The following is a 25,094-nucleotide window of genomic DNA, read 5'->3' as shown; positions in this document are numbered from 1 at the left end:
AAGCAGGCCCCGAGAGGCCTGGAGAGGCACCGCGCGTTTCCACCCCCGTCTGTCATGACCGTATGCCGATACGGCCATGACAGACGGGGGTGCTCGGCGTTACCTTCGTCCCGGTGTGCTGGAGAGCTGGGCGTGAGGGGCGTGAGGAGGGCCGATGGCCGAGATATCGAGGGGTGAGCGGCGGGCGGGGCTGGTGAACGGCTTCGCGGCCTACGGAATGTGGGGCCTGGTCCCCCTCTTCTGGCCGCTGCTGAAGCCCGCCGGATCCCTGGAGATCCTGGCCCACCGGATGGTCTGGTCCCTGGCCTTCGTCGCCGTCGCGCTGGCCTTCGTACGACGCTGGGCCTGGGCCGGTGAGCTGCTGCGGCAGCCGCGCCGACTGGCACTGGTGACGGTCGCCGCCGCCGTGATCACCGTCAACTGGGGTGTCTACATCTGGGCCGTGAACTCCGGGCACGTCGTGGAGGCCTCGCTCGGCTACTTCATCAACCCCCTGGTGACCATCGCCATGGGTGTACTGCTGCTGAAGGAGCGGCTGCGGCCCGCGCAGTGGACGGCGGTGGGCGTGGGTTTCGCCGCCGTGGTCGTACTGACCGTGGGTTACGGGCAGCCGCCGTGGATCTCGCTCGTCCTCGCCTTCTCCTTCGCCACCTACGGCCTCGTCAAGAAGAAGGTCAACCTCGGCGGCATCGAGTCACTCGCCGCGGAGACGGCGATCCAGTTCCTGCCCGCGCTCGGCTATCTGCTGTGGCTGGCCGGCCACGGCCGTTCCAGCTTCGTCAACGACGGTGCCGGGCACGCCGCCCTGCTGGCCTCCACCGGCATCGTCACCGCGCTCCCGCTGGTCTGCTTCGGCGCCGCCGCGATCCGCGTCCCGCTCTCCACGCTCGGTCTGCTGCAGTACCTGGCGCCGGTCTTCCAGTTCCTGCTCGGCATCCTCTACTTCCACGAGGCCATGCCCGCCGAACGCTGGGCCGGCTTCGCCCTGGTCTGGGTCGCCCTCGCCCTGCTCACCTGGGACGCGCTGCGCACCGCCCACCGGTCCGCGCGTGCGCTCGCGGCGGCGCCCGTACCACGGCCGGTGACTGCGGCCGCGGAGACTCCCACAAGTCAGGTGTGAGGCCCACGGCCTTCGGCTATAAGTGGGCGGCATGACGCAGACGCCCGCACCCCTGCACTGGAAACTCGTCGTCGACGCCCGCGACCCGCACGCGCAGGCCGACTTCTGGGCCGCGGCGCTGCACTATGTGGCCGAGGACAACAGCGCGTTGGTCGAACGTCTGCTGGAGCTGGGCGCGCTGCCCGGCGTGGCGACCGTGGAGTACCACGGCCGTGCCGCCTTCCGTGACCTCATGGCCGTACGGCATCCAGACGATCCGTTCGACCAGGAGCGCGGGACCGGGCTGGGCCGGCGGCTGCTTTTCCAGCGGGTACCGGAAGGGAAGTCCGGCAAGAACCGGCTCCATATAGACCTGCACGCCGAGGCGGGGAAGCGGTCGGATGAAGTGACGCGGCTCGAAGGGCTGGGCGCGACGGTGCTGCGGCATGTGTCCGAGCCGGCCGGGGCGTGGACGGTGATGGCCGACCCGGAGGGCAACGAGTTCTGCGTGCAGTGACACGCTCAGGGATGCAGCGGCTGAGCTCCGGCTCCGGTGACTGACGCTCCGGATGCGGTGACCGACGTTCAGACGTTCTCGGAGGCGCGGCGGGCGCGTTCGGTGAGGCGGCCCATCCGGGCGCGGGCGGAATCCAGTTCCTCCGGGTCGTCGGCGGCCGGGCCGTCCTCGGTGGTGAGCTGCGCCCACAGGTCGATCAGGTCGCGGCCGAGGCGCAGCCCGTGCTCCGGGTCGCGCACCGCGCGCCAGGCCGTGGCCGCGCTCCGCACGTTCCCGTACGCCCCCTCGCCGTCCCGTGCCTGCCGGCGCTGCCGGGCCAGGTCGAGGGAGAGGTGGAAGGCGCGCAGCGGGTCGCCCGCCAGGTAGGCGATGTAGGCGGTCAGCTCGCGCAGGTGCAACACCTCGACGTGACCGTCGCCGAGGGTCGCGGAGGCCTCGGCGACGGTGCGCTCCGCGAGTTCGGCCGCCACTTCGATACGGCCCGCCCGGACGGCCTCGTTGATCCGCGACACCGGCTCGGTGAGCAGCGCGGCCCCCTCCGCTGTCACGGTCCCGGGCTCGTCCCCGAGCACCTCCTCGGCGACAGCGTCGAACCCGCGGGCGGGGGTGTGCCTGGGATCGGGTTCGAGGGCGCGGGCGGATTCGGGTGCTACGAGGGGTCCTATGAGGGAGTCCATGAGGGGTTCTGTACGGGGGGTGACGCGAGGATCGTTCCGGGGCACCGACTGGGGCCCGGTGACGGCCTGAGCGGGTATGACGGCGGGGGCCGCCGGGGCGGGTGTCCCGTCCATGACGGGCGGCGGGCCGAACACCCCGGTCGGCGGCTGGACCGTGCCCGGCGCCGTCGGTTCGGCCACCGGCGGAGCCGGGACCGCACGCAGCGGGAACGAGGGGGGCACCTCCGTGACCGCCGCCCCTGCGGCCGGCGTGCCCGTAGCCGCCGCCTCCGCCACCGGCGTGCCCGTGACCGCCCTGCCCGTGACCGCCGTGCCCGTGACCGCCGTGGTCGCGGCCGCCGTGGCCGGCGACTCGTCTACGGCGCGCAGGAGATGCGGCGGCCTGTCCCGATGGGGCTGCTGTGCCGCCTCCGGGGGTGCTGTGGGCGCGTTCGGCGCACCGGACGGCCCCATCTGTTCCGGATCGCCGGTGAAGCTGCTGGAGCCGTCCAGGTTCACCTCGAGGCGGACGACATAGCCGATGCGGCTGTCGTGGACGGTGGCGAGGACGGGACGGCCGCCGGCGTGGGCGAGGCGCTGGAGGTGGTTGAGGACCGCCTGCTGGGGCTCCTCACCGGGCGCCGGGAACAGCGGTACGCCGTCCACGGTCGCGGCGCCGCCCGTCACGCGGACCTCGACCGGTTCCGCCGGCCGGTCGGTCTGCTGAGCTTCCCGCTTCGTCTCGCGGCTGAGTCGGGACATCGGCCCTCATTCCCCCGGCGTCACCGTCCGGTCGTACCCGTGCGTACGGTCAAGTCTGGCCGCTCCCCTCGGCTCACGCGTCACCGCGACGTCACAGCCTCGCATCAGGAAGGGGCCGCCCGCCGTGGCCCGGCGGCACCACCCCTGGCCAAGTTGAATGCATGCGCATATGATGCACACAACTTTATTCTTCGTGCGCCGCTCACCTGGGGGATCTTGTGACTCGCCGCTTCCTGTTCGTACTGGGCAGTGCCCGCGCCGACGGCAACACCGAACGCCTGGCCCGCCGAGCCGCCGAACAACTGCCCGAGGGCGTCGAACAGCAGTGGATCAGCCTGGCCGACCATCCGCTGCCGGACTTCGTGGACCTGCGACGCGACGCCGACCACGTGCGGGCGCCCTCGCACACCAACGCCGGTCTGCTGCTCGACGCCACACTGGCGGCAACCGACATCGTGATCGCCTCGCCGGTGTACTGGTACTCGGTGTCCGGTCTCACCAAGCGCTACCTGGACTACTGGTCGGGCTGGCTGCGCATCCCTGATCTCGATTTCAGGGCGACCCTGACGGGCCGCACCCTGTGGGGGGTGGCAGTGCTGGCGGACCACGAGCCGTCCGTCGCGGACCCGTACGCCGGCCTGCTCCACAACTCGGCCGCCTACATGGGCATGCGTTTCGGCGGGGTACTGCTCGGCAACGGCAGCGCGCGAGGTGATGTCCTCAAGGACACGGAGGCGCTGGCGCGGGCAAAGGATTTCTTCGCCGGGGAGGCGCCCCTGGCCCGATTCGCGGTGGGTGAGGCTTCCGCCGCCGCTACGCCGTGATGTCCTTCGTCGTGAACCGCGCCCAGGCCGCCGACCCGAACACCGCCACGTACAGGGCCTGCAGCTCCAGGTTCCTGACCAGGTCGTCCCAGTAGACGGGGTCGCGCACCAGGTCGGCGAAGGACAGCCAGTAGTGGGAGAAGAAGTACGGCTGGAGCGCGTGCAACTGGGGGATCTGGTCGAGGATCTGGATGGTGATCAGCAGGCCGACGGTGGTCGCCATCGCCGCGATACCGCTGTTGGTCAGCGTGGACACGAACAGGCCCAGCGCCGCTATACCGGTCAGGGAGGCCGCCACCATCAGGGCGATCAGCAGAGCCCGGCCGAGGCCCTCGGTGAAGGAGATCTGGGTGCCGGAGATGGTGGTCAGGTCGCCGAGCGGGAAGAGGATCGCACCGACGGCGAGGGCGGAGGCGGCCACCACCAGGGTGGCCAGCAGACAGAAGGCCATGGTCGCCGCGTACTTGGTGAGCAGCAGACGGGTGCGGCCGGCCGGGGCGACCAGCAGATAGCGCAGGGTGCCCGCGTTGGCCTCGCCGGCGACGGCGTCGCCGGCCACTACCCCGACGGCCATCGGCAGGAAGAACGGGAGGGTCGCGGCCAGTGCCGTGAACACGAGGAACAGGCCGTTGTTGGTGATCTGCGCGATGAACGCCGGGCCACCACCACCGCCACCACCCCCGCCGACCTGGTCGTCGCCTCGCGTCTCGATCTTGACGGCGACCCCGATCAGGACGGGCACCGCCGCCAGTACGCCGAGCAGCGCGAGGGTGCGCCAGCGCCGCAGGGTGATGGCCAGCTCGCTGCGGAGCAGGCCGAGTGTCCACAGCGGGTTCGGCCGGACGGTCGTTCCCTCTACGACCGCCACGTCAGCCCGCGACATCGAAGCCCTCCCCGGTCAGCGCTACGAACGCGTCCTCCAGCGAGGCCCGTTCGAGAGTGAAGCCGCGCACGCGCACGCCCGCCGAGACGAGCGCCGCGTTGACCTCGGCGAGGTCGCGTTCGGGCGGCTCGCCGCTCACCCGGTCCTCGGCGGTGACGAGGTCCACGACGCCCTGTTCCTTGAGCACCCGGGCCGCCTCGCCGGTGTCCGGGGTGGTCACCACGAGCCGGCCGCGCGCCCCGGCCGCCAGGTCGGCCACCGCGCCCTGGGTGATCAGCCTGCCCTGCGCCATCACGGCCGCGTGCGTGCAGACCTGCTCGATCTCGTCGAGGAGGTGGGAGGAGAGGAAGACCGTCGTGCCGTCCCCGGCCAGCTCCCGCACCAGGGAACGGATCTCCCGCATGCCCTGCGGGTCGAGGCCGTTGGTCGGCTCGTCCAGGACCAGCAGCCTGCGGGGCTGGAGCAGTGCGGCGGCCAGCCCCAGCCGCTGCTTCATGCCCAGGGAGTAGGCCTTCGCCTTCTTCGCGGCGGCGGCCGTCAGCCCCACCCGCTCCAGCGCGGCCTCGACGCGGGCGCGCCGGGTGCGCGGGTCGGCGGTCGGGTCGGCGGCGTCGTACCGCAGCAGATTGTCGCGGCCGGAGAGGAAGCCGTACAGCGCCGGGCCCTCGATGAGGGCGCCGACCTGGGGCAGTACGACGCGTGAGGCGCGCGGCATCGGGTGGCCCAGGACGCGGGCCGTGCCCGAGGTGGGTGTGATCAGGCCCATCAGCATGCGAATGGTGGTGGTCTTGCCGGAGCCGTTCGGACCGAGGAAGCCGAAGACGCTGCCCACCGGGACGGTCAGGTCGAGACCGTCCACGGCGAGCTGTCCCCCGTAGCGTTTGGTGAGGCCGCGGGTGTCGATGACGCTCGCGCGTGCCGGGTCGTCCTGGCCCGGGTCATCCTGCCCCGGGTCCTCCGACTCCCGGTCCGTGGCGGACGGTTGGTCCATCGGCTCCCTCGATTCGTCGTGCGGGGTGGGTACTCACGGTACCCACCCCGCCCTGCGCTACCCCGCGTTCGCCGCCTTCACCAGGGCCGCCTTGTCCACCGCGCCGACGTACACCTTGCCGCCGTCCGTGACCAGGGCGTTGATCAGCCGGGTGGAGAGGACCGTGCCCTTGCCGAACTTGCCGGAGACCGGGTCGCCGAGCGAGCCGAGGAAGCCGCCCAGGTCGCCGCCGCCGGAAGCGGAGCCGGTGGGCAGTCCGCCCTTGCTGCCGGTGTCGAGGACGGCTATGGAGTTCCAGCCCTTGCCGAGCACGTCGAAGCCGTTCTTGCCGAGCTCCTCGGGTGTGCTCCGGCCGGGCGTCTTGGTGATCTTGTCACCCTTGTCACCCTTGTGTGCCTTGTCGAGGCTGTCGCCCTGGGTGACCTTGGCGCCCTTGGGCGGGGTGAAGTCGAAGGTCGAGGCGGTCGGCTTCGCGAAGCTGACCTGGGTGTAACCGGCGTCGATCACGGCCGCGCCGCCACCCGACGGGGTGAGCGTGAACTTCAGCGGGGTTCCGGTCTTGGCGTCCACCGCGATGCTGATCGCGCCGACCGTCGTACCGGACTGCTTGGGCTTGATGACGAGCCGGTAGGCGTCGCGGCCGGCCACCTGGGCGGTGCCGTCGACCTTCACCGACGTGGTGTCGTCGACCGACTTGAGGACCTCGTCGGCGAAGTCCTTGGGCGTGGCCGGGGTTTCGTGCCGCTCCGCCTTGCCGGAGTCGGCGGCGGTGGAGTGGTAGACCTCGTTGGACTTGCTGTCGTAGCCCCACACGTCCGTGCCGTTGTGGATGAGGCTGTACTCGGCGCCGCTCTCCAGCAGCGACACCTTCTGCCTCTCGGGGCCGTCAGCGGCCACGCGCAGTGTGTGCGTGCCGGAGGCCAGCTCGGTGAGCTTGGTCGACGGGTCGGCGGACGAGCCGTCGCCGCCGCCCTGGGCCGCGCCGGACATCAGGCCGCTCTCCAGACCGCCGAGGTCGGGCAGCCCGAGGTCGGTGCTGATCTTCACCGTGCCGGACAGCTGCTGCACGTCCGACTTGGCGATCTTGTTGATGAGTTCCTGCGCGGTGATCTTCGGCAGGTTGGGGTCGCCGGAGTCGGCGAGCGCCGGGACCAGCCCGATCGTGGCCGCGGCCACGCCCACCACGGTGACCGGAACGACGTACCGTGCGGCTTTGCGCCGCCGCTGGGCGCGCAGCTCGTCGTCGGCCTGCGCGGCCCCCGTGCTGTCGTCGGTTTCGTACGGTGCCATGTGTGCCTTACCTCCGTCGTCGGCGGCGGCTGTGCTCGCACGTGTCCCACCCTGAGCCGCCATTCTCACCCGAATCGGTGAGTGGTGGTGATTTCCGTGGTTTCCATCTCACCAAATCGCAGCCACAGAAGCGTCAGACCCGGGAGCCAACTCCGCGTACGCCTGCGGTATGACACAAGGGTGGAGGCGCCTCCCCCGACCCGTAGGGGTCGTGCGGGGAAGGCGCCTCCTGCCACGCGCAATAGTCACTCAGGGTTGCCGCACGAACACGTAGTCGGCCTGATAGGGGACGCCGACGACGGCACCCGGGGTGCAGGTGCCGGCCGGGGCGACGCCGCCGGCGGTGTTCAGGCGCAGGACCTCACCGGTGTGCGCGAGCAGTCCGTGCTTCTTGCCCGACTGGGTGGCCATGAGGTCGAGCTCTGGGATGTTGCCGTTGCCGTTCGCCGTCTTGGTCAGGACGGCTCCGGTGACCGCGCTGCCGTCGGGTGCGGCCCACTGCGGGGTGCCGGAGTTGGGTGCGACGTAAGAGTGCCGGATGCCGAAGCCGAGCTTGGCGCTGACGTCACGCTGGGCGAAGGCGTAGCCTCCGCCGTCGGCCGCCTTGCACTCGTAGATCTGCTTGCCCGTGACGACGGAGGCCTGGAAGCCCCCGCTCCTGAGGTCGGAGACGGTGGTGACGGCGTGCAGCCGGCCGCGGACCGCCCCGCCCGGGAACTCGGCGGTGTGCAGGTTGGCGTAGAAGGCTCCGGGGTCGGTGGTGAGCTGCTGGAGCAGGGCCTTGTCGGTGACCTTGACGCTGCCGGTGAGGCGGTGACCCTTGGCCGTCTTCAGCAGCTTCCCGAAGTCGATCTTCACCCCGCCATTGGTGCCCTGGGCGCCCTGGTGGATGTGCAGGGCGGTCGGCCTGCCGGTACCGCGCCAGGTCACGGCGACGGTCACCTTGTCTCCCTTGACCTCGATGAACTCCAGCGCGGTGCCGTCCTCGTCCCCGGCGGCGGGCCCACCGGCAACGGGCACCTCGTTGGCGCCACGCAGACTGGCGACGAGGACGGCGGAGTCGGTGGAGCCCTGACTGGTGGAGCTGTGGCTGTGGCTGGTGGGGCTGTGGCTGGTGACGGCGAACGCCGGGACGACGGCACCACCGAGAGCGGTCACAGTGACGACGGCGGCGACGAGGCTCTTGCGACGCGTTGCGTTGATGACCATCAATCCGTTTTCTCCCCCTTTGGCAGCCGACGCCCCCTGCGTCGGCTTCTGAGAGGAAGTACGAAACGGTCCTAGATTGAACTCAGTCCAGTAATGTGACATGCGTCACGAATGCGCCCCTTGGGCTTGGCCAGGGAGCTGGAGGGCTATCCCGCCCGGTGCACCACCGCGTCGCACAGTTCCAGGAGGGAAACCTTCGCATCGCACTCCGCCAGCGGGGTCAGCGCGGCCCGGGCCTCCTCGGCGTACCTGACCGTGTCCCGGCGCGCCTGCTCCAGCGCCGGATGCGCCCGCAGGGCGGTCAGGGCCTCCGCGTGCCGCGCGTCGTCCGTGAGGTCGGAGTCCAGCAGCTCACACAGCGCGACGTCCTCGGCCAGCCCCAGCCGGGCCGCCCGCTCCCGCAGCCGTAGCACCGGAAGCGTGGGAATGCCCTCGCGGAGGTCGGTTCCCGGGGTCTTGCCGGACTCGCGGGAGTCGGAGGCGATGTCCAGGACGTCGTCGGCGAGCTGGAAGGCGACACCGAGGCGTTCGCCGTACTGGGTGAGGACGTCCACGACCGTCTCGTCGGCACCGGACATCATCGCGCCGAAGCGGCAGGAGACCGCCACCAGCGAGCCGGTCTTGCCGGCCAGCACGTCGAGGTAGTGGTCGACCGGGTCACGCCCGTCCGACGGCCCGGCCGTCTCCAGGATCTGGCCCGTCACCAGCCTTTCGAACGCGAGGGCCTGGACCCGCACCGCTTCGGGTCCGAGGTCGGCGAGGATCTGCGAGGCGCGGGCGAACAGGAAGTCACCCGTGAGAACGGCGACCGAGTTGCCCCAGCGAGTGTTGGCGCTGTCGACACCGCGCCGCACGGCGGCCTCGTCCATGACGTCGTCGTGGTACAGCGTGGCGAGATGGGTCAGCTCGACGACCACGGCCGACGGCACGACGCCCGGCGCGTACGGGTCACCGAACTGCGCGGCCAGCATCACCAGCAGCGGCCGGAACCGCTTCCCGCCGGCCCGCACGAGGTGCTGCGCGGCCTCCGTGATGAAGGGGACCTCACTTTTGGTGGCTTCTAGCAAGCCCTCCTCGACAGCCGTCAATCCGGCCTGGACATCGGCTTCCAGAGCCTGGTCCCGCACGCTCAGCCCGAACGGCCCGACGGTCACGAGGGGTCTCCTGTCTGCTGGTGTCCACTGGCGATTACACGGTTTGTCGATAGGTCGCTGCCATCACTCAAGTCAGCGTATCCGGTCAGGTTTCGATCACCGAGGGCGCCCATCGTTACACCCCGGGCACTATCGGATCACGACCGGTATGTTTTTGATCAGCCGATACGACCTGACATCCAATGACTTAACAGGAAGTACCGCCAGTTGTCCCGAACCGGGGCTCAAGTCGTGTCCCGGGCCGGAGGGCGAACCGCGTCCCGGACCAGCGCCGTCACCGGGTCGGACGGCGGGCCGTCCCACAGAGCCCCGACCACGGACGGCCATGTCTTCTCCGACCGACGTCACCTGCCCGGAGGTACCCCCTCCGCGGCCCGTCAAAGCCGACGGGGTTCAGATCGAGTCGATCCGTACCCGTACATCCGTCCCCTACAAGACCACGCACGACGACCTCCGCACCCCCCTTCATCCCCTTCGCCGTCCGAACGTCGTTCCCACGGGCGTGGTGCCCACGGACGGACGAGACCGCCCCCGCGCCGCTCGAAGACCTCCCCCGCCGAGCTCACCGACCGGACGGGCCCGCGCGGCCGCCGGCGCCGACCGTGCCCGATGGGTCATGGACATGCCTCGGCCGGCCGGCAGGCCCCGCGACCGTCGAGCGGCCGACATCCCCCGGGACGGCTGCATCTCGCTCCGGGTGACGACCCTCGCACCCGAGCCGCTCAAAGCGGTCGCCGTGGCCTACTCCACGGACGGCCGCTATGACAACGACGTGTGGGGCGGCGGAGGTTCCCCTCTCACGGTGGACACGCGCGCGTGGACTGCCGCCTCGCCCGCCGCCGGGTCGGCGGGCCCGCCCATCCCTCCCCCAACGTGACCGGAATCATGTACGCCCGCCGGGGCCCACGCACTTGAATTCCACGCCTGCTCCGCGGACTTGGCCGACCCGTCGCCGTCGAGGAATCCGAACGGACGTAGCCGTCGGGCGCCGACCTTCCGGCGCCGCGCTCGATCAGCGGCACGCGCGCGTACCCGGACCGTACGGAGTTCACGAGGGGCGCGCCGGAGATGCACACGACCGGATGAACCATCTGAACAGATGGACTGGACGAGCAGCGCCCACTGCCGACCCGCACCCGGTCGGGCCCGCCGGTTCGCCTACCGAGCCGGAATTCCGCCGAATTAGACAATTCGGGCAATACCCGAAATCGCCTGTGATGCACACCACTCCGCTTACCCCAATTAGGGCAATCCGCACGAATGACGGCCGAACGCTTTTCCATCGATGCCCGGAAAAACGGATTTCACGAATCGCCTATGTCGGATTTGCCGCGATTGCCACTTCGTGAAGTGGGTCACGTTGGTCGGGAGGCCGTAAAAGCCAGGACGAACCTTTCTTTCCGTTTCCTGTGGGCGAGTTGAGGCTTGGCAGCCGCAAAGGATCAAGTACCCCATACGACTCAGATCAAGGTCAATCGGTGTGTTGTGTGAATCCAGCACTTGTTCCGGACATGTGCTCTCGCATACGTTCCCGCTCGCCGGGCGGACGCCGAATCCTGCCGCCGCCCGTCGTGACCCATCGACGAGTCCATTCGCACGGCAGGAGCGGGGGATCCAGGTAAGTCGCGGGACCGGGCGGCCGACGTCAACGACGGACGTCGTACCGGAACGGCTAGGGGTGAAGTCGCCTCGCCTTCGGGCGGTGCGGCCGGGCACTCCCCGCGCCCGAACCCGACAGCTCACCTCGTAGGCGACGGAGAGGAACTTCGCCATGTCTGCTGCCGATCAGCACCGCCGTCCCCGCCGTAACCGCGTCGTCCGCACGCTTGCCATCGCCGGCACCGGCGCCGCCGTTCTCGCCCTCCCGCTCATCGGGGCGACCACCGCCTCCGCCGCCACCTCCACCTCGACGGCCTCGACGACGCTCGCCGGGTACCCGAACAACCTCGACGGCTGGATCCGCGAGTCGCTCGCGATCATGGCTGAAAAGAAGATCCCGGGCAGCTACAACGGCATCTACCGCAACGTGATCCGTGAGTCCTCCGGCAACCCGCGGGCCATCAACCTCTGGGACTCCAACGCGGCCGCCGGCATCCCGTCCAAGGGGCTGCTCCAGGTGATCGACCCGACGTTCAGCGCGTACCACGTGGCCGGCACGTCGTTCGACATATACGACCCGGTCGCGAACATCACCGCCGCCTGCAACTACGCCGCCGCGCGGTACGGCTCGATCGACAACGTGCACGGCGCGTACTGACCGGCGCCGTCAGCGGAAGAGTCTTTCGAGGACGACGGCGATGCCGTCGTCCTCGTTCGACAAGGTGATCTCGTCGGCCACCGTCTTGAGTTCGGGATGGGCGTTGGCCATCGCCACCCCGTAGGACGCCCAGTCGAACATGGGGATGTCGTTGGGCATGTCCCCGAAGGCGACGGCCTGTTCGCGGCTCAGCCCCAGATGGTCGGCGGCCAGCGCGAGCCCGGTCGCCTTGGTCACCCCGCACGGCTGGAGCTCGACGGTCCCCGGCCCCGACATGGTGACCGTCGCCAGCGACCCCACCACCGAGCGCGCGGTCGCCGCCAGCTCGTCATCGGACAGGGTGTGGTGCCGTAGCAGCACCTTGCTGATGGGCGCGCACCACAGGTCGTCGCGCCGGCCGACGCGCAGCGCGGGCAGCGTGGGGTGCGGCATCAGATAGCCCGGCTCGATGAGCGTGAGCCCGTCCACGCCGTCCTGGTCGACCGCCGCGTACACCTGTCCGACCTCGGCCTCGATCTTGCCGAGGGCGGTCTCCGCCAGCTCCCGGTCCAGGGTGACCGACCACAGCAGCCGGGCTGTGCCGGCGTCGTACACCTGCGCTCCCTGGCCGCAGACCGCGAGTCCCGTGCAGCCGAGGTCGTCCAGGAGGGGGCGCACTCTCGGCGCGGGGCGCCCGGTCACGACGAGATGCCGGGCGCCGGCCCGGCCGGCCCGCGCGAGCGCGGCGAGCGACCGTTCCGACAGGGTGTCGTCGGTGCGCAGCAGCGTGCCGTCCAGGTCGGTGGCGATCAGTGAGTACGGGGTGGGTGCGACCATGATCAGAGAATACGGACAGCACGCCCCTGAGACTCACTGTGCGTTTCGGCCTCAAGTGGCGCCCGCTGCCTCAGTGATGGGGCCTTGTCAGTGGGCCGCGTTACGTTGGCGGTGGGTTGATGGCACCGATCGGACGGGGGCGGCCATGGTGACGGTTGGACCGGGAGACTCCCGCGCGCGTCTGCTGGAATCGGCGTCCGAGGTGCTGGAGCGGTTTCCCCGGGCGCTGCGGCCGGAGATCTACGCCGTCGTTCCGCATCCGGCGTGTCGACGACGGCGAGCTCAGACCGTACGTGGCGGCCGGCTGCAACACCGAGAGCCAGTACGAGGCCGAACGGGACCCGGCGGACCCGGCGAGGCGCGCTGGAACTACGGGCGTTGGATCCTCGGCGGCTTCGAGATGCTCGGCAACTGTCCCGAGGACCCGGTCGGCGGCGTGCTGTCCACCGAGGAGGTCCGGCGGCTCGGACTCTGGTTCGACGGGTACGGCGAGAACGCCGAACTGGACGCGGGGCGCGAGCCGTTGGGGCTGCACTTCGCCGACCCGTGCATACGGCTGGCACATGATCCGCACGGCGGGGGCCGCATCGAGAAGGTCCTCGGGTGACCGCTGCCGGTGGTGGTCTTACATGTACTGCCCGGGATCGGAGGCCGAGGCCACGGAAGCGGCCAATCCGCCCGAGACGATCGAGGAGTTCCTGACCTGGCAGCTGCGGCCGAGGCCGCGTAGCCCCGGGGCGGGGTGGCGGGCCGGCCCCGAGGGCGGGGTGGCAGGCGGGCCCTGGGGGCGGGGTGACAGGCCCCGCCCCCGGAGGTGGGTGTCGGCGCGGATCCAGGGGTGGCTGCCGCCTGGCCCCGAGTGCGGGTGGGCGGGGCCGGATCCGCGAGCGGTGGGCGAGGCGGGCGTCAGGCGTGGGCAGCCGCCAGGTGTTTGGCCAGGCGCGGCGAGGCGAACTCCGTACCGCACACGAACCGCATCACCGGGCCGTACGACGCCGCCGCGGGCAGGCCGGTGAAGTACAGGCCGGGCACGGAGGAGACGTATCCGGCGCCCAGTTTCGGGGCGCCGCGGCTGACTGCGACGCGGGTGCGCAGCTCGGGGCCGAGGAAGTCCATCGCCGCGGTGTCCACGCGGTAGCCGGTGGCGGCGACGACATGGTCGGCGGTGAGCCGGTCGGTACGGCCGTCGTGGGTGCGGACGGTGAGGACCGGGGCGCCGTCGGAGGTGTCGGCGCCGGTCACGCCGGCGACCTCGTGGACCTGGACCTTGCCCTCGAAGCGGTCGCGCAGCCACCAGGCGCCGAGCGGGCCGAGCACCCGGCGGACCAGGTAGTGGCGGGTCCGCGCGGGGAGGTAGCGGTAGGGGTGCGGGTAGTAGCTGAGCGCCCACAGCGACCAGGCCCGGCCGAACGGGGACTCCGGGCGCAGCCGGGGCTGGTCCCAGGGCGGGGCGCCGAAGGTGACCTTGCCGCGCCCGCGTGAGACCACCCGCACCTGGGCGCCCGCCTCGGCCGCGAGAGCCGCCGTCTCCAGCGCGGACTGTCCGGCACCGACGACGATCAGTTCCTTGCCGGAGAAGCGGGTCAGGTCGTGGTGCTGAGAGCTGTGTGAGACGGGGCTCGTGGGCCCGTCCGCCGCCGTTTTCGCGAGCACCGCGGGGAGATGAGCGAGTCCCGACAGGCCGGTGGCGACGACGATCGCGCGGGCGGTGAACGACTCTCCCGAGTCCAACTTCAGTTCGAACCCGGCCGCCTTGTCGCGGTCCACGGAGACCACCCGCACCCGCTCCAGCTCGGGCACCAGCTTCTGCTGGAACCACTCGCCGTAGCCGATGAAGGTCTCCACCGGGATGACGTCCTCGTCGGTCACCAGCCTGCGGATGCCCGCCGCGTCGCAGTAGTCGGCGAGGGTGTGCCCGCGCTGCGGGCAGTCGAGGTTGGAGGCGGCGGGCGTCGACTTCAGGAGCATGCCCTCGGGCATGTGGTCGCGCCAGCTGACCATGGGGTCGCCGAAGACCCGGACGGGGATGCCGCGCGCCCGCAGATGGGCGGCGGTGGACAGGCCGAAGGGCCCGGCACCTATGACTGCTACCGGTTGGATCACGAAGTCCCTCCCCAGGAACGTGGTGCCTACTTCGTGGAGGTGCTGGAGCCGCGGCGGTTGGTGCGCCACAGCTGAAAGAGGTGCTTCGCGCCCGGACGCACGAGGCGGGCGAGCATCGTGACGAACGGCAGCGGGTCGTCACCCGCGAGCCAGGCCAGTTCGGTCCCGCTCGGCCGTTCGGGTGCGTGCGGTGTCGTATAGCCGCTGCGGCGGTAGGCGAGGAGGGCGGGCAGGTCGATGTTCTCCACGACGTACCGGTGACCGGCGCGCTGTTCCCCCTCCGGAACGCGGCGCCCGGTCAGGTCCAGGTGCATGGCGCGGACCACGTCCACCCCCGACTCGCTCTCGAAGAGCCGGAACTGGGCGCCCATGCGCGGGTTGAAGTCGAGCAGCTTGTACTGCCTGTCGCGGCGGTCGAAGCGCAGGTCGAGGTCGATGATGCCGCTGAAGCCGATCTGTTTGATGAAACGAGCGGCGAGGTCGGCGAGTTCCGGGTTGTCGACGACGTACGCGTTCGCCGTCATGCCCGCGTGCGGCGGCCAGGAGCGCACCTTGACGCCGGTGAACAGGGCGCGCGGGTTCGAGTCGGCGTCGAAGTAGGCGTGCACGATCCAGTCCTCGGCATCCTCCCTCGGGAGGTACTCCTGGAGGATGACACCCGGGTGGGTGCCCCAGTCACGCGCGAGAGCGAGCAACCCTTCGCGGGTGGCGATCTTCGTCGTGCCGTTGACTGCGGGTTGCGCGCGCCGGACGAACGCCTCGCGGTTCTTGGCGACGATCGGGAAACGGGCCTTCTCGGCGAAGTCGATGATCTCGTCGTACGACTGCGGGAAGGCGGATGTCGGGCTGGGGATGCCGTGTTCCACGCACAGTTCGTGCAGACCCTGCTTGCTGGCGAGCCGGCGGGGCAGCGCGGACTCCACGCGCGGGAAGAGGAAGCGGTCGCCGAGCGCGTCCTGGTGCTCGGCGATCAGGACGGCGGCCTCCTCATCGGTGGGAATCAGCACGGTCGGCCGGCCGATGCGGCGGCCGATGCGCAGCAGTCCCTCGACCAGATGAGCCGGTTCCTCGGCGCCCGTTGTCGGCCACACGAACGCCCGTTTGAGGTAACGGGAGGAAGCCGCCGGTGTGTAGGCGTCCTCCGTGATCGCGTACATGGGAACGCCCAGGCGGCCCAGGCTGCGAATCGCGCCGACCCCGCCATGGTGCAGCGGATAGTCGCCGAATTTGACGATCAGGCCCGGCACGTCGCGATCCGCTTCGAACGGCATGCTGACGGCATTCCTGGCCACGGGTCCCCCCACGTGTCCCCCCTACGGACCGGATCCACCCCGTCCGTGTCCCCCAAAGGACGCTAAGCCGGAATTGACCCCTCCGACAAGGCTTATTCGGACATTGCGAACTCTTTAGACACTGCCACGACAGCCAACTCACCCGTAACGTGTGGCGCGACCACATGGAATGCCGCGCAACGCCATAGCAACGTCTCCACATACTTGGCCCAGCGCGACACGGATGAGAGCGAGGCAGCCACCCCATGCCCCCCTTGCCCCCCTTCGAGGTCCCCGAGGGTGACCCCTTCGGCCCGCACAATCTCCCGTATGGCGTGTTCTCGACGCCCGAGAACACGGAACGGAGGGTCGGCGTCCGCCTCGGCGACCACGTCCTGGACGCCGGCGCCGCGGCTCTCGCGCTCGGCTCCCCGTACGCGTCACTGCTGGCCCGCCCGACCCTCAACCCACTGCTGGCCGCGGGACGCACCACCTGGTCGGACGTACGGCGCGCCCTGACGGCCTGGGTGACCGTGCCCGCTCACCGCGAGGTACTCGAACCCCTCTTCCACCCGCTGTCCGCGGTGACCCTGCACCTCCCCTTCGAGGTCGCCGACTACGTCGACTTCTACGCCTCCGAGAACCACGCCCGGAACGCCGGCCGCATCTTCCGACCCGACGCCGCCGAACCGCTCACCCCCAACTGGAAGCACCTGCCGATCGGCTACCACGGCCGTGCGGGCACGGTCGTGGTGTCGGGGACGGACGTCGTACGGCCGTCGGGCCAGCGGAAGACGACTTCGGACCCCTCGGAGGCGCCGGTGTTCGGCCCGTCGGTCCGGCTGGACATCGAAGCCGAGGTCGGCTTCGTCGTCGGCGCGCCCTCCGAGCAGGGGCGGCCGGTGGCGCTGAGCGATTTCCGGGAGCACGTGTTCGGGCTCACTCTCCTGAACGACTGGTCGGCGCGCGACATCCAGGCCTGGGAGTACGTCCCGCTCGGCCCTTTTCTCGGCAAGTCGTTCGCCACCTCGGTCTCGGCGTGGATCACCCCGCTGGACGCGCTGGAGGACGCACGGGTCGCCCCGCCCCGCCGGACGCATCCGCTGCTGCCGTATCTCGACGACTCCGCCGAGGAGCCCGCGGGCTACGACCTGCGGATGTCGATCGCGATCAACGGTCAGGTGGTGTCCGAGCCGCCGTTCTCCACCATGTACTGGACCGCCGCGCAGCAACTCGCCCACCTGACCGTCAACGGCGCCTCACTGCGCACCGGCGACCTGTACGGCTCCGGCACGGTGAGCGGTACGGATCCCGGGGAACTCGGGTCGCTCCTGGAGCTCACCTGGAACGGGCGGGACCCGCTCGAACTCCCGGACGGCAAGCGGACGTACCTGGAGGACGGCGACGTGGTGACGCTGGCCGCGTGGGCGCCGGGCCCGGGCGGTAGCCGGGTGGGGCTCGGGGAGGTCAGCGGGCGGATCGTGGCGGCGTGAGAGGCGGTCGGATCGCAGAGCGCTTGCAGGAGTAGGGCCGCGCCCACTGCCGGGGTTTGGGCAGTAGGGCACCCGGATCCTCGTCGGTACCTGACTCGGGGTGCTCCGTCCCGTCATACTGACGGGACACGCACCATGCGAGGCGCCCGCACGCGCACCATGCGAGGCGACGGCGCACGCATTACGTGATGCGTCGGCGCACGCACCCTGTCGCGCAACGGCGCATCACCCCCGCACCACCCACCACCCGCGCACCTCTCCGACAGGAAACGGAGCCTCGGCATGACCGTCTGCCTGCTCCTGCTGAGCGTCGTCGCCCTGACGGCTGCGGTGCCCGCGCCGCGTGCGCTGGTGCAGGCCCTGTGGCCCGAACGGGAACCGGTGGTCGCGCTGTGGGTCTGGCAGTGCCTGGTCGCCACCGTGTTGATGTGCTGCCTGACCGCACTCGTCCTGGGCGCGGCGGCCGTCTTCCACACCGTGCGCGACCGGGTGTTCGCGCCGGCGCCACCGGCGGTCACCGCGGCGTACGACCTCTCCGTCGCGCCCCCGTGGGCGGTCGCCCTCACGGTGCTGCTCGCCTGCGGGGCCGCGTGGACGACGGCGATGCTCGCCCGCGAACTGGTCGAGGCCCGGCGGCACCGCGACCAGACCCGCGCACACCTGCGCGAACGGGCACCGGAACTGCCGGCGGGGCTGCCTGCGGCACGCGGACCAATGCTGGTGCTGGAGGACGAATACCCGGACGCCTGGTGGATGCCCGGGCATCCACCGCAGCTGGTCGTGACCACCGGGGCACTGCACCGCCTTACCGACCACCAGCTCGACGCCGTACTCACCCACGAGCGGGGCCACGCCCGCGCACACCACGACTGGCTGCTCCACCTGTCCAGTGCACTGGCCACAGGCTTCCCGCGGGTGCCGCTCTTCTCCCACTTCTGCGACCAGACCCACCGGCTCGTCGAACTCGCCGCCGACGACGCGGCATCCCGCCGCTGCGGCCACCTCACGACCGCACTGGCGCTGATCGAACTGAACCAGCACCGCGGAGTCCTGTCCTGCGCGTCGAGCCGCCGACTGCTCGGCGAGCGGGTCGACCGCCTCCTGGAACCACCACCACGGCTGCTGCGCCGCCAGCGGGCCCTGACGACGACAGTGGCCGCACTGGTACCCCTGCTGCCCCTGCTGATCACGTTCGCACCGGGGCTGACGGCGCTCGGGTAGGGGACCTGCCGCCGGCGACCTGCCGGACGCGGGGAACTTCGACCAGACCCGTGAACGGTTGACCGAGTTCGTGTCGATGCGCGGGCGATCGGCTTCAGGCATGGGAAGCGGCTGGCCTGGAGGACGGCTGTCCCACACCAGCCGGGCCCATCGAACGCCGACGTCCGCAAAGCGGCCGTCCTCGCTCTGACCCGGCACGCCGGTGTCGAAGAGGCCCGTGCGGCGCTGGCCACGGCGACGGCGGACGCGGACGTCAGGGCGTACGCGGCGCGGGGTCTCTGAGCAGGGTCCGCGCGCCGGGCCGGCTCGGGCTATATCCAGTCGTCCGGCTCCGGCTCCGCGTCCATCTCGGGCCAGTGGTCCTCGTCCCCGGTCCCCGCCGCCGGGGACGGGGACGGAGACGGGGACGGGGACGGGGAGGACGGTGCCTTCAGGGAGGCCAGTACACCGAGCACGCCCTCCCCGTACGTCATGAGCTTCTTCTCGCCCACGCCGCCGACGGTGGCCAGTTCGGCGATCGTCTCGGGCCATCGGCCGACGATCTCCCGGAGCGTGGCGTCGTGGAAGATCACGTACGCCGGTACGCCCTGTTCGCGGGCCTGTTCGGCACGCCAGGCGCGCAGTGCCTCGAAGGCGGGGAGCAGGTCCTCGGGCAGCTCTGCCACAGCTGCCTTCGCCTTGCCCTTGCCGGAGGACCCGGAGGATCCGGACGTCCCGGAGGACCGGGAGACCACCGGTTTCTTCGGCTCCTTGCGGAGTGGAACGTCCCGTTCCCTCCGCAGTACCGTGCCACTGGCCTCGGTGAGCACCAGCGTGCCGTACTCGCCCTCGACGGCCAGCAGTCCCTGGGCGAGCAGTTGCCGGACGACGCTTCGCCATTCGCCTTCGTCGAGGTCGGTGCCGATACCGAAGACGGACAGCTGGTCGTGGTCGAACTGTATGACCTTGCCGGTGCGCTTGCCGAGCAGGATGTCGACGATCTGGACGGCGCCGAACTTCTGCCCGCGTTCGCGCTGCAGTCGTACCACCGTGGAGAGGACCTTCTGGGCGGCGACGGTGCCGTCCCAGGTCTCCGGCGGGATGAGGCAGGTGTCGCAGTTGCCGCAGCCCTCCCGAGCGGGGTCCTGGCCGAAGTAGTTGAGCAGTTGCCCGCGGCGGCACTGGGCGGTCTCGCACAGGGCGAGCATGGAGTCGAGGTGGGCCTGGGCGCGGCGGCGGAACGCCTCGTCGCCCTCGCCGGACTGGATGAGTTTGCGTTGCTGTATGACGTCGTTGAGGCCGTAGGCCATCCAGGCGGTGGAGGGCAGGCCGTCGCGGCCGGCGCGGCCGGTCTCCTGGTAGTAGCCCTCGACGGACTTGGGCAGGTCGAGGTGGGCGACGAAACGGACGTCGGGTTTGTCGATACCCATTCCGAAGGCGATGGTGGCGACCACGACCAGGCCGTCCTCGCGCAGGAATCGGGATTGGTGGGCCGCGCGGGTGCCCGCGTCCAGGCCGGCATGGTAGGGGACGGCATCGATGCCGTTGCGGGTCAGGAATTCCGCTGTGGACTCGACCGACTTGCGGGAGAGGCAGTAGACGATGCCCGCGTCACCTTCGTGTTCCTGGCGGAGGAAGGTGAGCAGCTGCTTCTTGGGGTCGGCCTTGGGGATGATCCGGTACTGGATGTTGGGCCGGTCGAAGCTGGCCACGAAGTGCCGGGCGGCAGGCATGTGCAGCCGCTGGGTGATCTCCTCGTGGGTCGCGTGGGTGGCGGTGGCCGTGAGCGCGATGCGCGGGACGTCCGGCCAGCGCTCGCCGAGGAGGGAGAGGGACAGATAGTCGGGGCGGAAGTCGTGGCCCCACTGGGAGACGCAGTGCGCCTCGTCGATCGCGAAGACGGCGATCTTGCCGCGGGCGAGCAGGTCCAGCGTGGAGTCCAGGCGCAGCCGCTCCGGCGCCAGGTAGAGCAGGTCGAGCTCTCCTGCGAGGAACTGGGCCTCGACCACGCGCCGCTCGTCGAAGTCCTGGGTGGAGTTGACGAACCCGGCGTTCACACCAAGGGCGCGCAGGGCGTCCACCTGGTCCTGCATGAGTGCGATGAGCGGTGAGACCACGATGCCCGTACCGGGTCTGACCAGGGCGGGGATCTGGTAGCACAGTGATTTTCCGCCGCCGGTGGGCATGAGGACGACGGCGTCCCCGCCCGCGACCACATGGTCGATGATCGCTTGCTGCTCGCCCCGGAAGGCGTCGTACCCGAAAACCCTGTGCAGCGTGGCCAGTGCCTCGCTGTCCGCCGGTCCGGGCAGCTGCCGCGTCCCCGGCGGCTCGGTCGTCCCTGGCATCTCGTCGGTTCCGCCCGTCCCACCCATCGTCGTGTCCCCCGTACGTCGTCCCTCGACCACTGCCCCCACGATAGGGGCATGGACCGACAGCGCCGGAGTTATCCACAGGCCCGCCGTCCGTAGGAGTGTGCGGGGCGGAAGCCCCCCTGTCCGGCGGAGTCCTCAGCCCTTCGGCCGTCTTCAGCCCTTCGGCCTTCTTCAGCCCCTTGGCCGTCTTCAGCCCTTTGGCCGTCTTCAGCCCTTTGGCCGTCTTCGCGTGGCGGCCCGGAAGCGGCGCGGGCCATGCTGCACGGGCGGGACCGGGGAGGCCCGCCTTGTACGGAGGCACCGCACTCGCGTGCCTCTTCCGCCCCAAGGAGCATCAGGATGTCTCTCAGGTCCCGCACCGCCGGCGCCGTTCTGGCGTTGGCCGTGCCGTTCGCTCTGGCCGCGGTTCCCGCCGACGCGGCTCCCGTCCCCGTGGCCGACCCGTTCATATGGACGGATCTGACCCCGACGTACACGGCGACGACGGACTACCAGTACGAGCCGTTCGCGATCACGGACGGGTACACCCCCACCGGCGGCTGCGCCCATGACGCCCAGACCGGCAAGGGAGGCTCGGGCTACCACTACATCAACGCTGCGAACATCGGCAGCCTCGACCCGGCCGAGCCCGCGGGTCTTCTCTACGAGACCGACAGCGACGGCGGCCGTGCCCTGGTGGGGGTGGAGTGGATCGTGCGCGCCGGCACCGGTAGCGCCGCGCCGACGCTGTTCGGGCAGACGTTCCAGGGGCCGGCGGAACTGGACGGCGTGGGTTCTGTGTACACGCTGCACGCCTGGATCTGGAAGGACAATCCGAGCGGTCTTTTCGCGCCGTGGAACCCGATGGTGACGTGCTCGTAGCCGTAGCCGTAGCCGACGCGGTGCCGTGCCCGTAGCCCTGCAGCCCGTGCTGCGCACGCGCGCGTGGGCCCTGGTTCCTCGTGAGGAACCAGGGCCCACGGCCGTACGGGAACGGTCAGCGCACGAACACTCCGGCCTGGCTCGCCAGGTCCAGGAAGTACTGCGGTGCCACACCGAGCACCAGTGTGACCGCGACGCCGACGCCGATCGCCGCCATGGTCAGCGGCGACGGGACGGCGACCGTGGGGCCGTCGGGCCTGGGCTCGCTGAAGAACATCAGCACGATCACGCGGATGTAGAAGAACGCGGCGATCGCCGACGAGATCACACCGATGACGACCAGCGGGGCGGCCCCGCCTTCCGCCGCCGCCTTGAACACGGCGAACTTCCCGGCGAAGCCGGAGGTCAGCGGGATACCTGCGAAGGCGAGCAGGAACACCGCGAAGACGGCTGCGACCAGCGGCGAGCGGCGGCCGAGGCCGGCCCACTTGGACAGGTGGGTGGCCTCGCCGCCGGCGTCGCGCACGAGGGTGACCACGGCGAAGGCGCCGATGGTCACGAAGGAGTACCCGGCCAGGTAGAAGAGGACGGACGACACGCCGTCCTTCGAGGTCGCGATGACACCCGCGAGGATGAATCCGGCGTGGGCGATCGACGAGTAGGCGAGCAGTCTCTTGATGTCGGTCTGGGTGATCGCGACGATCGCGCCGCCCAGCATGGTGATGATCGCGACGCCCCACATGACCGGCCGCCAGTCCCAGCGCATGCCGGGCAGGACGACGTACAGAAGTCGCAGCAGTGCGCCGAAGGCTGCCACCTTGGTCGCCGCGGCCATGAAGCCGGTCACCGGGGTGGGCGCGCCCTGGTAGACGTCGGGGGTCCACATGTGGAAGGGGATCGCGCCGACCTTGAAGAGCAGGCCCATGACGACCATCGCGGTGCCGATCAGGAGCAGCGCGTCGTTGCCCATGGTGCCGGCGAGGGCGGGGTCGATGTTGGTGACGGTGCCGTCGACGACCTGGGCGATGGTCGCGTACGAGACCGAACCGGCGTAGCCGTACAGCAGGGCGATGCCGAACAGGGTGAACGCGGAGGCGAAGGCGCCGAGCAGGAAGTACTTGACCGCTGCTTCCTGGGACATCAGGCGCTTGCGGCGGGCCAGGGCGCACATCAGGTAGAGCGGGAGGGAGAAGACCTCCAGGGCCACGAAGAGCGTCAGCAGGTCGTTGGCCGAGGGGAACACCAGCATGCCGGCGACGGCGAAGAGGAGCAGTGGGAAGACCTCGGTGGTGGTGAAGCCCGCCTTCACCGCGGCTTTCTCGCTGTCGCTGCCGGGCACGGAGGCGGCCTGTGCGGCGAATGAGTCGACGCGGTTGCCGTGGGCGGCCGGGTCGAGGCGGCGTTCGGCGAAGGTGAACAGGCCGAGCAGGCCGGCCAGCAGGATCGTTCCCTGCAGGAACAGGGACGGTCCGTCGACGGCGATCGCGCCCATGGCGGCGATGTGCGCCTTGGTGGTGCCGTATCCGTCCGCGGCCAGTGCGACGACTGCCGCGAAGGCCGCGCACAGCGCCACGGCGGAGACGAAGACCTGCGCGTAGTAGCGGGACTTGCGCGGGACGAACGCCTCGACGAGCACTCCGACGATCGCCGCGCCGAGGACGATCAGGGTGGGTGACAGTTGCCCGTATTCGATCTTCGGCGTGTCGATCTTCGAGATCGGGTCGGCCGCGGTTGTCCACAGGCTGTGGACGGCTGCTGCGCTCACTTGGCCGCCTCCACTGCGGGCTTGGGATCGGTCTTGTGTACGTCCGACATGGTCTGCTTGACCGCCGGGTTGACGATGTCCGTGACGGGCTTCGGATAGACGCCCAGGAAGATCAGCAGGACGATCAGCGGGGTGACGACGACGAGTTCACGCGCGCGTAGGTCGGGCATCGCGGAGACCTCCGGTTTCACCGGGCCCGTCATCGTCCGCTGGTAGAGGACGAGGGTGTAGAGCGCGGCGAGGACGATGCCGAAGGTGGCGATGATGCCGAGGGCCGGGTAGCGCGTGAACGTGCCGACCAGGACCAGGAACTCGCTCACGAACGGTGCGAGACCCGGCAGGGACAGGGTGGCCAGGCCGCCGATCAGGAAGGTGCCGGCGAGTACCGGGGCGACCTTCTGCACACCGCCGTAGTCGGCGATGAGCCGCGAGCCGCGCCGGGAGATCAGGAAGCCGGCGACCAGCATCAGCGCCGCCGTGGAGATGCCGTGGTTGACCATGTAGAGGGTGGCGCCGGACTGGCCCTGGCTGGTCATCGCGAAGATGCCCAGGATGATGAAGCCGAAGTGCGAGATGGACGCGTAGGCGACCAGGCGCTTGATGTCGCGCTGGCCGACGGCGAGCAGTGCGCCGTAGATGATGCTGATCACGGCGAGCACGAGGATGACGGGTGTCGCCCACTTCGAGGCCTCCGGGAACAGCTGGAGGCAGAAGCGGAGCATCGCGAACGTGCCTACCTTGTCGACGACCGCCGTGATGAGGACGGCGACGGGGGCGGTGGACTCCTGCATGGCGTTGGGCAGCCAGGTGTGCAGCGGCCACAGCGGCGCCTTCACCGCGAACGCGAAGAAGAAGCCGAGGAACAGCCAGCGTTCGGTGCTGGTCGCCATGTGCAGCGAGCCGTTCGCGCGGGCCTGTGCGATCTCCGCGAGGGAGAAGTTCCCGGCGACCACGTAGAGGCCGATGACCGCGGCCAGCATGATCAGACCGCCGACCAGGTTGTAGAGGAGGAACTTCACGGCGGCGTACGACCGTTGGGCCGCCGCGTTCTCGTCGGAGCCCGCGTGGGCGCGGTCGCCGAAGCCGCCGATGAGGAAGTACATCGGGATCAGCATGGCTTCGAAGAAGATGTAGAAGAGGAAGACGTCGGTGGCCTCGAAGGAGATGATCACCATCGCCTCGACGGCCAGGATCAGGGCGAAGAAGCCCTGTGTCGGCCGCCACCGCCTGTTGCCGGTCTCCAGCGGGTCGGCGTCGTGCCAGCCCGCCAGGATGATGAACGGGATCAGCAGCGCGGTCAGCGCGATCAGGGCGACCGCGATGCCGTCGACGCCGAGGTCGTACCTGACTCCGAAGTCCTTGATCCAGGGGTGGGACTCGGTGAGCTGGTAGCGGGAGCCGCCCGGGTCGAAGCGGACCAGGACGACGATCGCCAGCACGAGCGTGCCGAGCGAGACCAGCAGCGCGAGCCATTTGGCGGCGGTGCGCTGGGCGGCCGGTACGGCGGCCGTGGCGACCGCCCCGACGGCCGGGAGCGCCGCCGTCGCTGTCAGCAGAGGAAAGGACAT

At 70.3% G+C, this 25,094-nt stretch carries 20 protein-coding genes and 1 riboswitch; of the genes, 8 read left to right on the top strand and 12 right to left on the bottom strand.

Annotated features, from left to right (window positions below):
• Positions 1-154: 154 nt before the first annotated feature.
• Together rarD and ABTY98_RS31035 are read left to right on the top strand one after the other, a co-directional pair.
• Entirely contained in the window at positions 155-1,120 is a 966-nt protein-coding gene (gene rarD, locus ABTY98_RS31040; protein WP_352224375.1) for an EamA family transporter RarD, read from the top strand.
• A 31-nt stretch (positions 1,121-1,151) separates the two neighbouring features.
• On the top strand, positions 1,152-1,616 hold the full coding sequence (locus tag ABTY98_RS31035; RefSeq protein WP_352224374.1) for a VOC family protein: 465 nt from the start codon (positions 1,152-1,154) through the stop codon (positions 1,614-1,616).
• Positions 1,617-1,684: 68 nt separating this feature from the next.
• On the opposite strand, the gene ABTY98_RS31030 is transcribed toward ABTY98_RS31035, so the two are convergent.
• Positions 1,685-3,034, bottom strand: coding sequence for a tetratricopeptide repeat protein (locus ABTY98_RS31030; protein WP_352224373.1), 1,350 nt, complete (start codon positions 3,032-3,034; stop codon positions 1,685-1,687).
• A gap of 218 nt (positions 3,035-3,252) precedes the next feature.
• On the opposite strand from ABTY98_RS31030, the gene ABTY98_RS31025 reads away from it, so the two are divergent.
• Positions 3,253-3,858, top strand: coding sequence for a flavodoxin family protein (locus tag ABTY98_RS31025; RefSeq protein WP_352224372.1), 606 nt, complete (start codon positions 3,253-3,255; stop codon positions 3,856-3,858).
• On the opposite strand, the gene ABTY98_RS31020 is transcribed toward ABTY98_RS31025, so the two are convergent.
• The 5 genes from ABTY98_RS31020 to ABTY98_RS31000 form a co-directional block, all read right to left on the bottom strand.
• Positions 3,848-4,741, bottom strand: coding sequence for an ABC transporter permease (locus ABTY98_RS31020; protein WP_352224371.1), 894 nt, complete (start codon positions 4,739-4,741; stop codon positions 3,848-3,850). The two genes, ABTY98_RS31025 and ABTY98_RS31020, sit on opposite strands and share 11 nt — an antisense overlap.
• Positions 4,728-5,732, bottom strand: a complete 1,005-nt coding sequence (locus ABTY98_RS31015) for an ABC transporter ATP-binding protein (protein WP_352224370.1) — start codon at positions 5,730-5,732, stop codon at positions 4,728-4,730. The genes ABTY98_RS31020 and ABTY98_RS31015 overlap by 14 nt, the downstream gene beginning before the upstream one ends.
• A gap of 57 nt (positions 5,733-5,789) precedes the next feature.
• On the bottom strand, positions 5,790-7,022 hold the full coding sequence (locus ABTY98_RS31010) for a LolA family protein (RefSeq protein WP_352224369.1): 1,233 nt from the start codon (positions 7,020-7,022) through the stop codon (positions 5,790-5,792).
• Between the two features lie 249 nt (positions 7,023-7,271).
• A complete protein-coding gene (locus ABTY98_RS31005; protein WP_352224368.1) occupies positions 7,272-8,231 on the bottom strand; it encodes a CHRD domain-containing protein in 960 nt (319 codons plus the stop codon).
• 146 nt (positions 8,232-8,377) lie between these two features.
• On the bottom strand, positions 8,378-9,385 hold the full coding sequence (locus tag ABTY98_RS31000; RefSeq protein WP_352224367.1) for a polyprenyl synthetase family protein: 1,008 nt from the start codon (positions 9,383-9,385) through the stop codon (positions 8,378-8,380).
• Between the two features lie 1,570 nt (positions 9,386-10,955).
• A riboswitch (cyclic di-AMP (ydaO/yuaA leader) is annotated at positions 10,956-11,153 on the top strand.
• Between the two features lie 3 nt (positions 11,154-11,156).
• On the opposite strand from ABTY98_RS31000, the gene ABTY98_RS30995 reads away from it, so the two are divergent.
• Positions 11,157-11,642 (top strand): transglycosylase SLT domain-containing protein, encoded by a 486-nt coding sequence (locus ABTY98_RS30995; protein ID WP_352224366.1) that lies wholly within the window; start codon positions 11,157-11,159, stop codon positions 11,640-11,642.
• 9 nt (positions 11,643-11,651) lie between these two features.
• On the opposite strand, the gene ABTY98_RS30990 is transcribed toward ABTY98_RS30995, so the two are convergent.
• A complete protein-coding gene (locus tag ABTY98_RS30990; protein WP_352224365.1) occupies positions 11,652-12,458 on the bottom strand; it encodes an HAD family hydrolase in 807 nt (268 codons plus the stop codon).
• 145 nt (positions 12,459-12,603) lie between these two features.
• Here ABTY98_RS30990 and ABTY98_RS30985 point away from each other — a divergent pair, with 145 nt between their 5' ends.
• Positions 12,604-13,065 (top strand): hypothetical protein, encoded by a 462-nt coding sequence (locus tag ABTY98_RS30985; protein ID WP_352224364.1) that lies wholly within the window; start codon positions 12,604-12,606, stop codon positions 13,063-13,065.
• Positions 13,066-13,364: 299 nt separating this feature from the next.
• On the opposite strand, the gene ABTY98_RS30980 is transcribed toward ABTY98_RS30985, so the two are convergent.
• Both ABTY98_RS30980 and ABTY98_RS30975 read right to left on the bottom strand, forming a co-directional pair.
• Positions 13,365-14,561 (bottom strand): FAD-dependent oxidoreductase, encoded by a 1,197-nt coding sequence (locus ABTY98_RS30980; RefSeq protein ID WP_352224363.1) that lies wholly within the window; start codon positions 14,559-14,561, stop codon positions 13,365-13,367.
• 26 nt (positions 14,562-14,587) lie between these two features.
• On the bottom strand, positions 14,588-15,832 hold the full coding sequence (locus ABTY98_RS30975) for a carboxylate--amine ligase (protein WP_352224362.1): 1,245 nt from the start codon (positions 15,830-15,832) through the stop codon (positions 14,588-14,590).
• Between the two features lie 275 nt (positions 15,833-16,107).
• Between ABTY98_RS30975 and fahA the strand changes: the two genes are divergently transcribed.
• Both fahA and ABTY98_RS30965 read left to right on the top strand, forming a co-directional pair.
• Positions 16,108-17,325 carry a fumarylacetoacetase gene (gene fahA, locus ABTY98_RS30970; protein WP_352224428.1) on the top strand — a complete coding sequence of 406 codons (1,218 nt, stop codon included), beginning with the start codon at positions 16,108-16,110 and terminating at the stop codon, positions 17,323-17,325.
• 282 nt (positions 17,326-17,607) lie between these two features.
• Positions 17,608-18,546: a M56 family metallopeptidase gene (locus tag ABTY98_RS30965; RefSeq protein ID WP_352224361.1), complete on the top strand. Its 939-nt coding sequence runs from the start codon at positions 17,608-17,610 to the stop codon at positions 18,544-18,546.
• Positions 18,547-18,857: 311 nt separating this feature from the next.
• Here ABTY98_RS30965 and recQ read toward each other — a convergent pair whose 3' ends face one another.
• Positions 18,858-20,900 (bottom strand): DNA helicase RecQ, encoded by a 2,043-nt coding sequence (gene recQ / locus ABTY98_RS30960; protein WP_502994403.1) that lies wholly within the window; start codon positions 20,898-20,900, stop codon positions 18,858-18,860.
• 339 nt (positions 20,901-21,239) lie between these two features.
• Between recQ and ABTY98_RS30955 the strand changes: the two genes are divergently transcribed.
• The gene (locus ABTY98_RS30955) at positions 21,240-21,761 is read left to right on the top strand and encodes a hypothetical protein (RefSeq protein ID WP_352224359.1); all 522 of its coding nucleotides are present in this window, start codon (positions 21,240-21,242) and stop codon (positions 21,759-21,761) included.
• Between the two features lie 115 nt (positions 21,762-21,876).
• Here the strand turns inward: ABTY98_RS30955 and nuoN are convergent, their stop codons facing one another.
• On the bottom strand, positions 21,877-23,526 hold the full coding sequence (nuoN, locus tag ABTY98_RS30950; RefSeq protein ID WP_352224358.1) for an NADH-quinone oxidoreductase subunit NuoN: 1,650 nt from the start codon (positions 23,524-23,526) through the stop codon (positions 21,877-21,879).
• On the bottom strand, positions 23,523-25,094 hold the full coding sequence (locus ABTY98_RS30945; RefSeq protein WP_352224357.1) for an NADH-quinone oxidoreductase subunit M: 1,572 nt from the start codon (positions 25,092-25,094) through the stop codon (positions 23,523-23,525). Before ABTY98_RS30945 ends, nuoN begins: the two co-directional genes overlap by 4 nt.

Origin of the sequence: Streptomyces sp. NPDC096040 (assembly GCF_040303265.1) — a bacterium.
Classification (GTDB): Bacteria; Actinomycetota; Actinomycetes; order Streptomycetales; family Streptomycetaceae; genus Streptomyces.
Note: the sequence above shows the minus strand (reverse complement) of the source record. Positions and strands in the feature narration are given on the sequence as shown.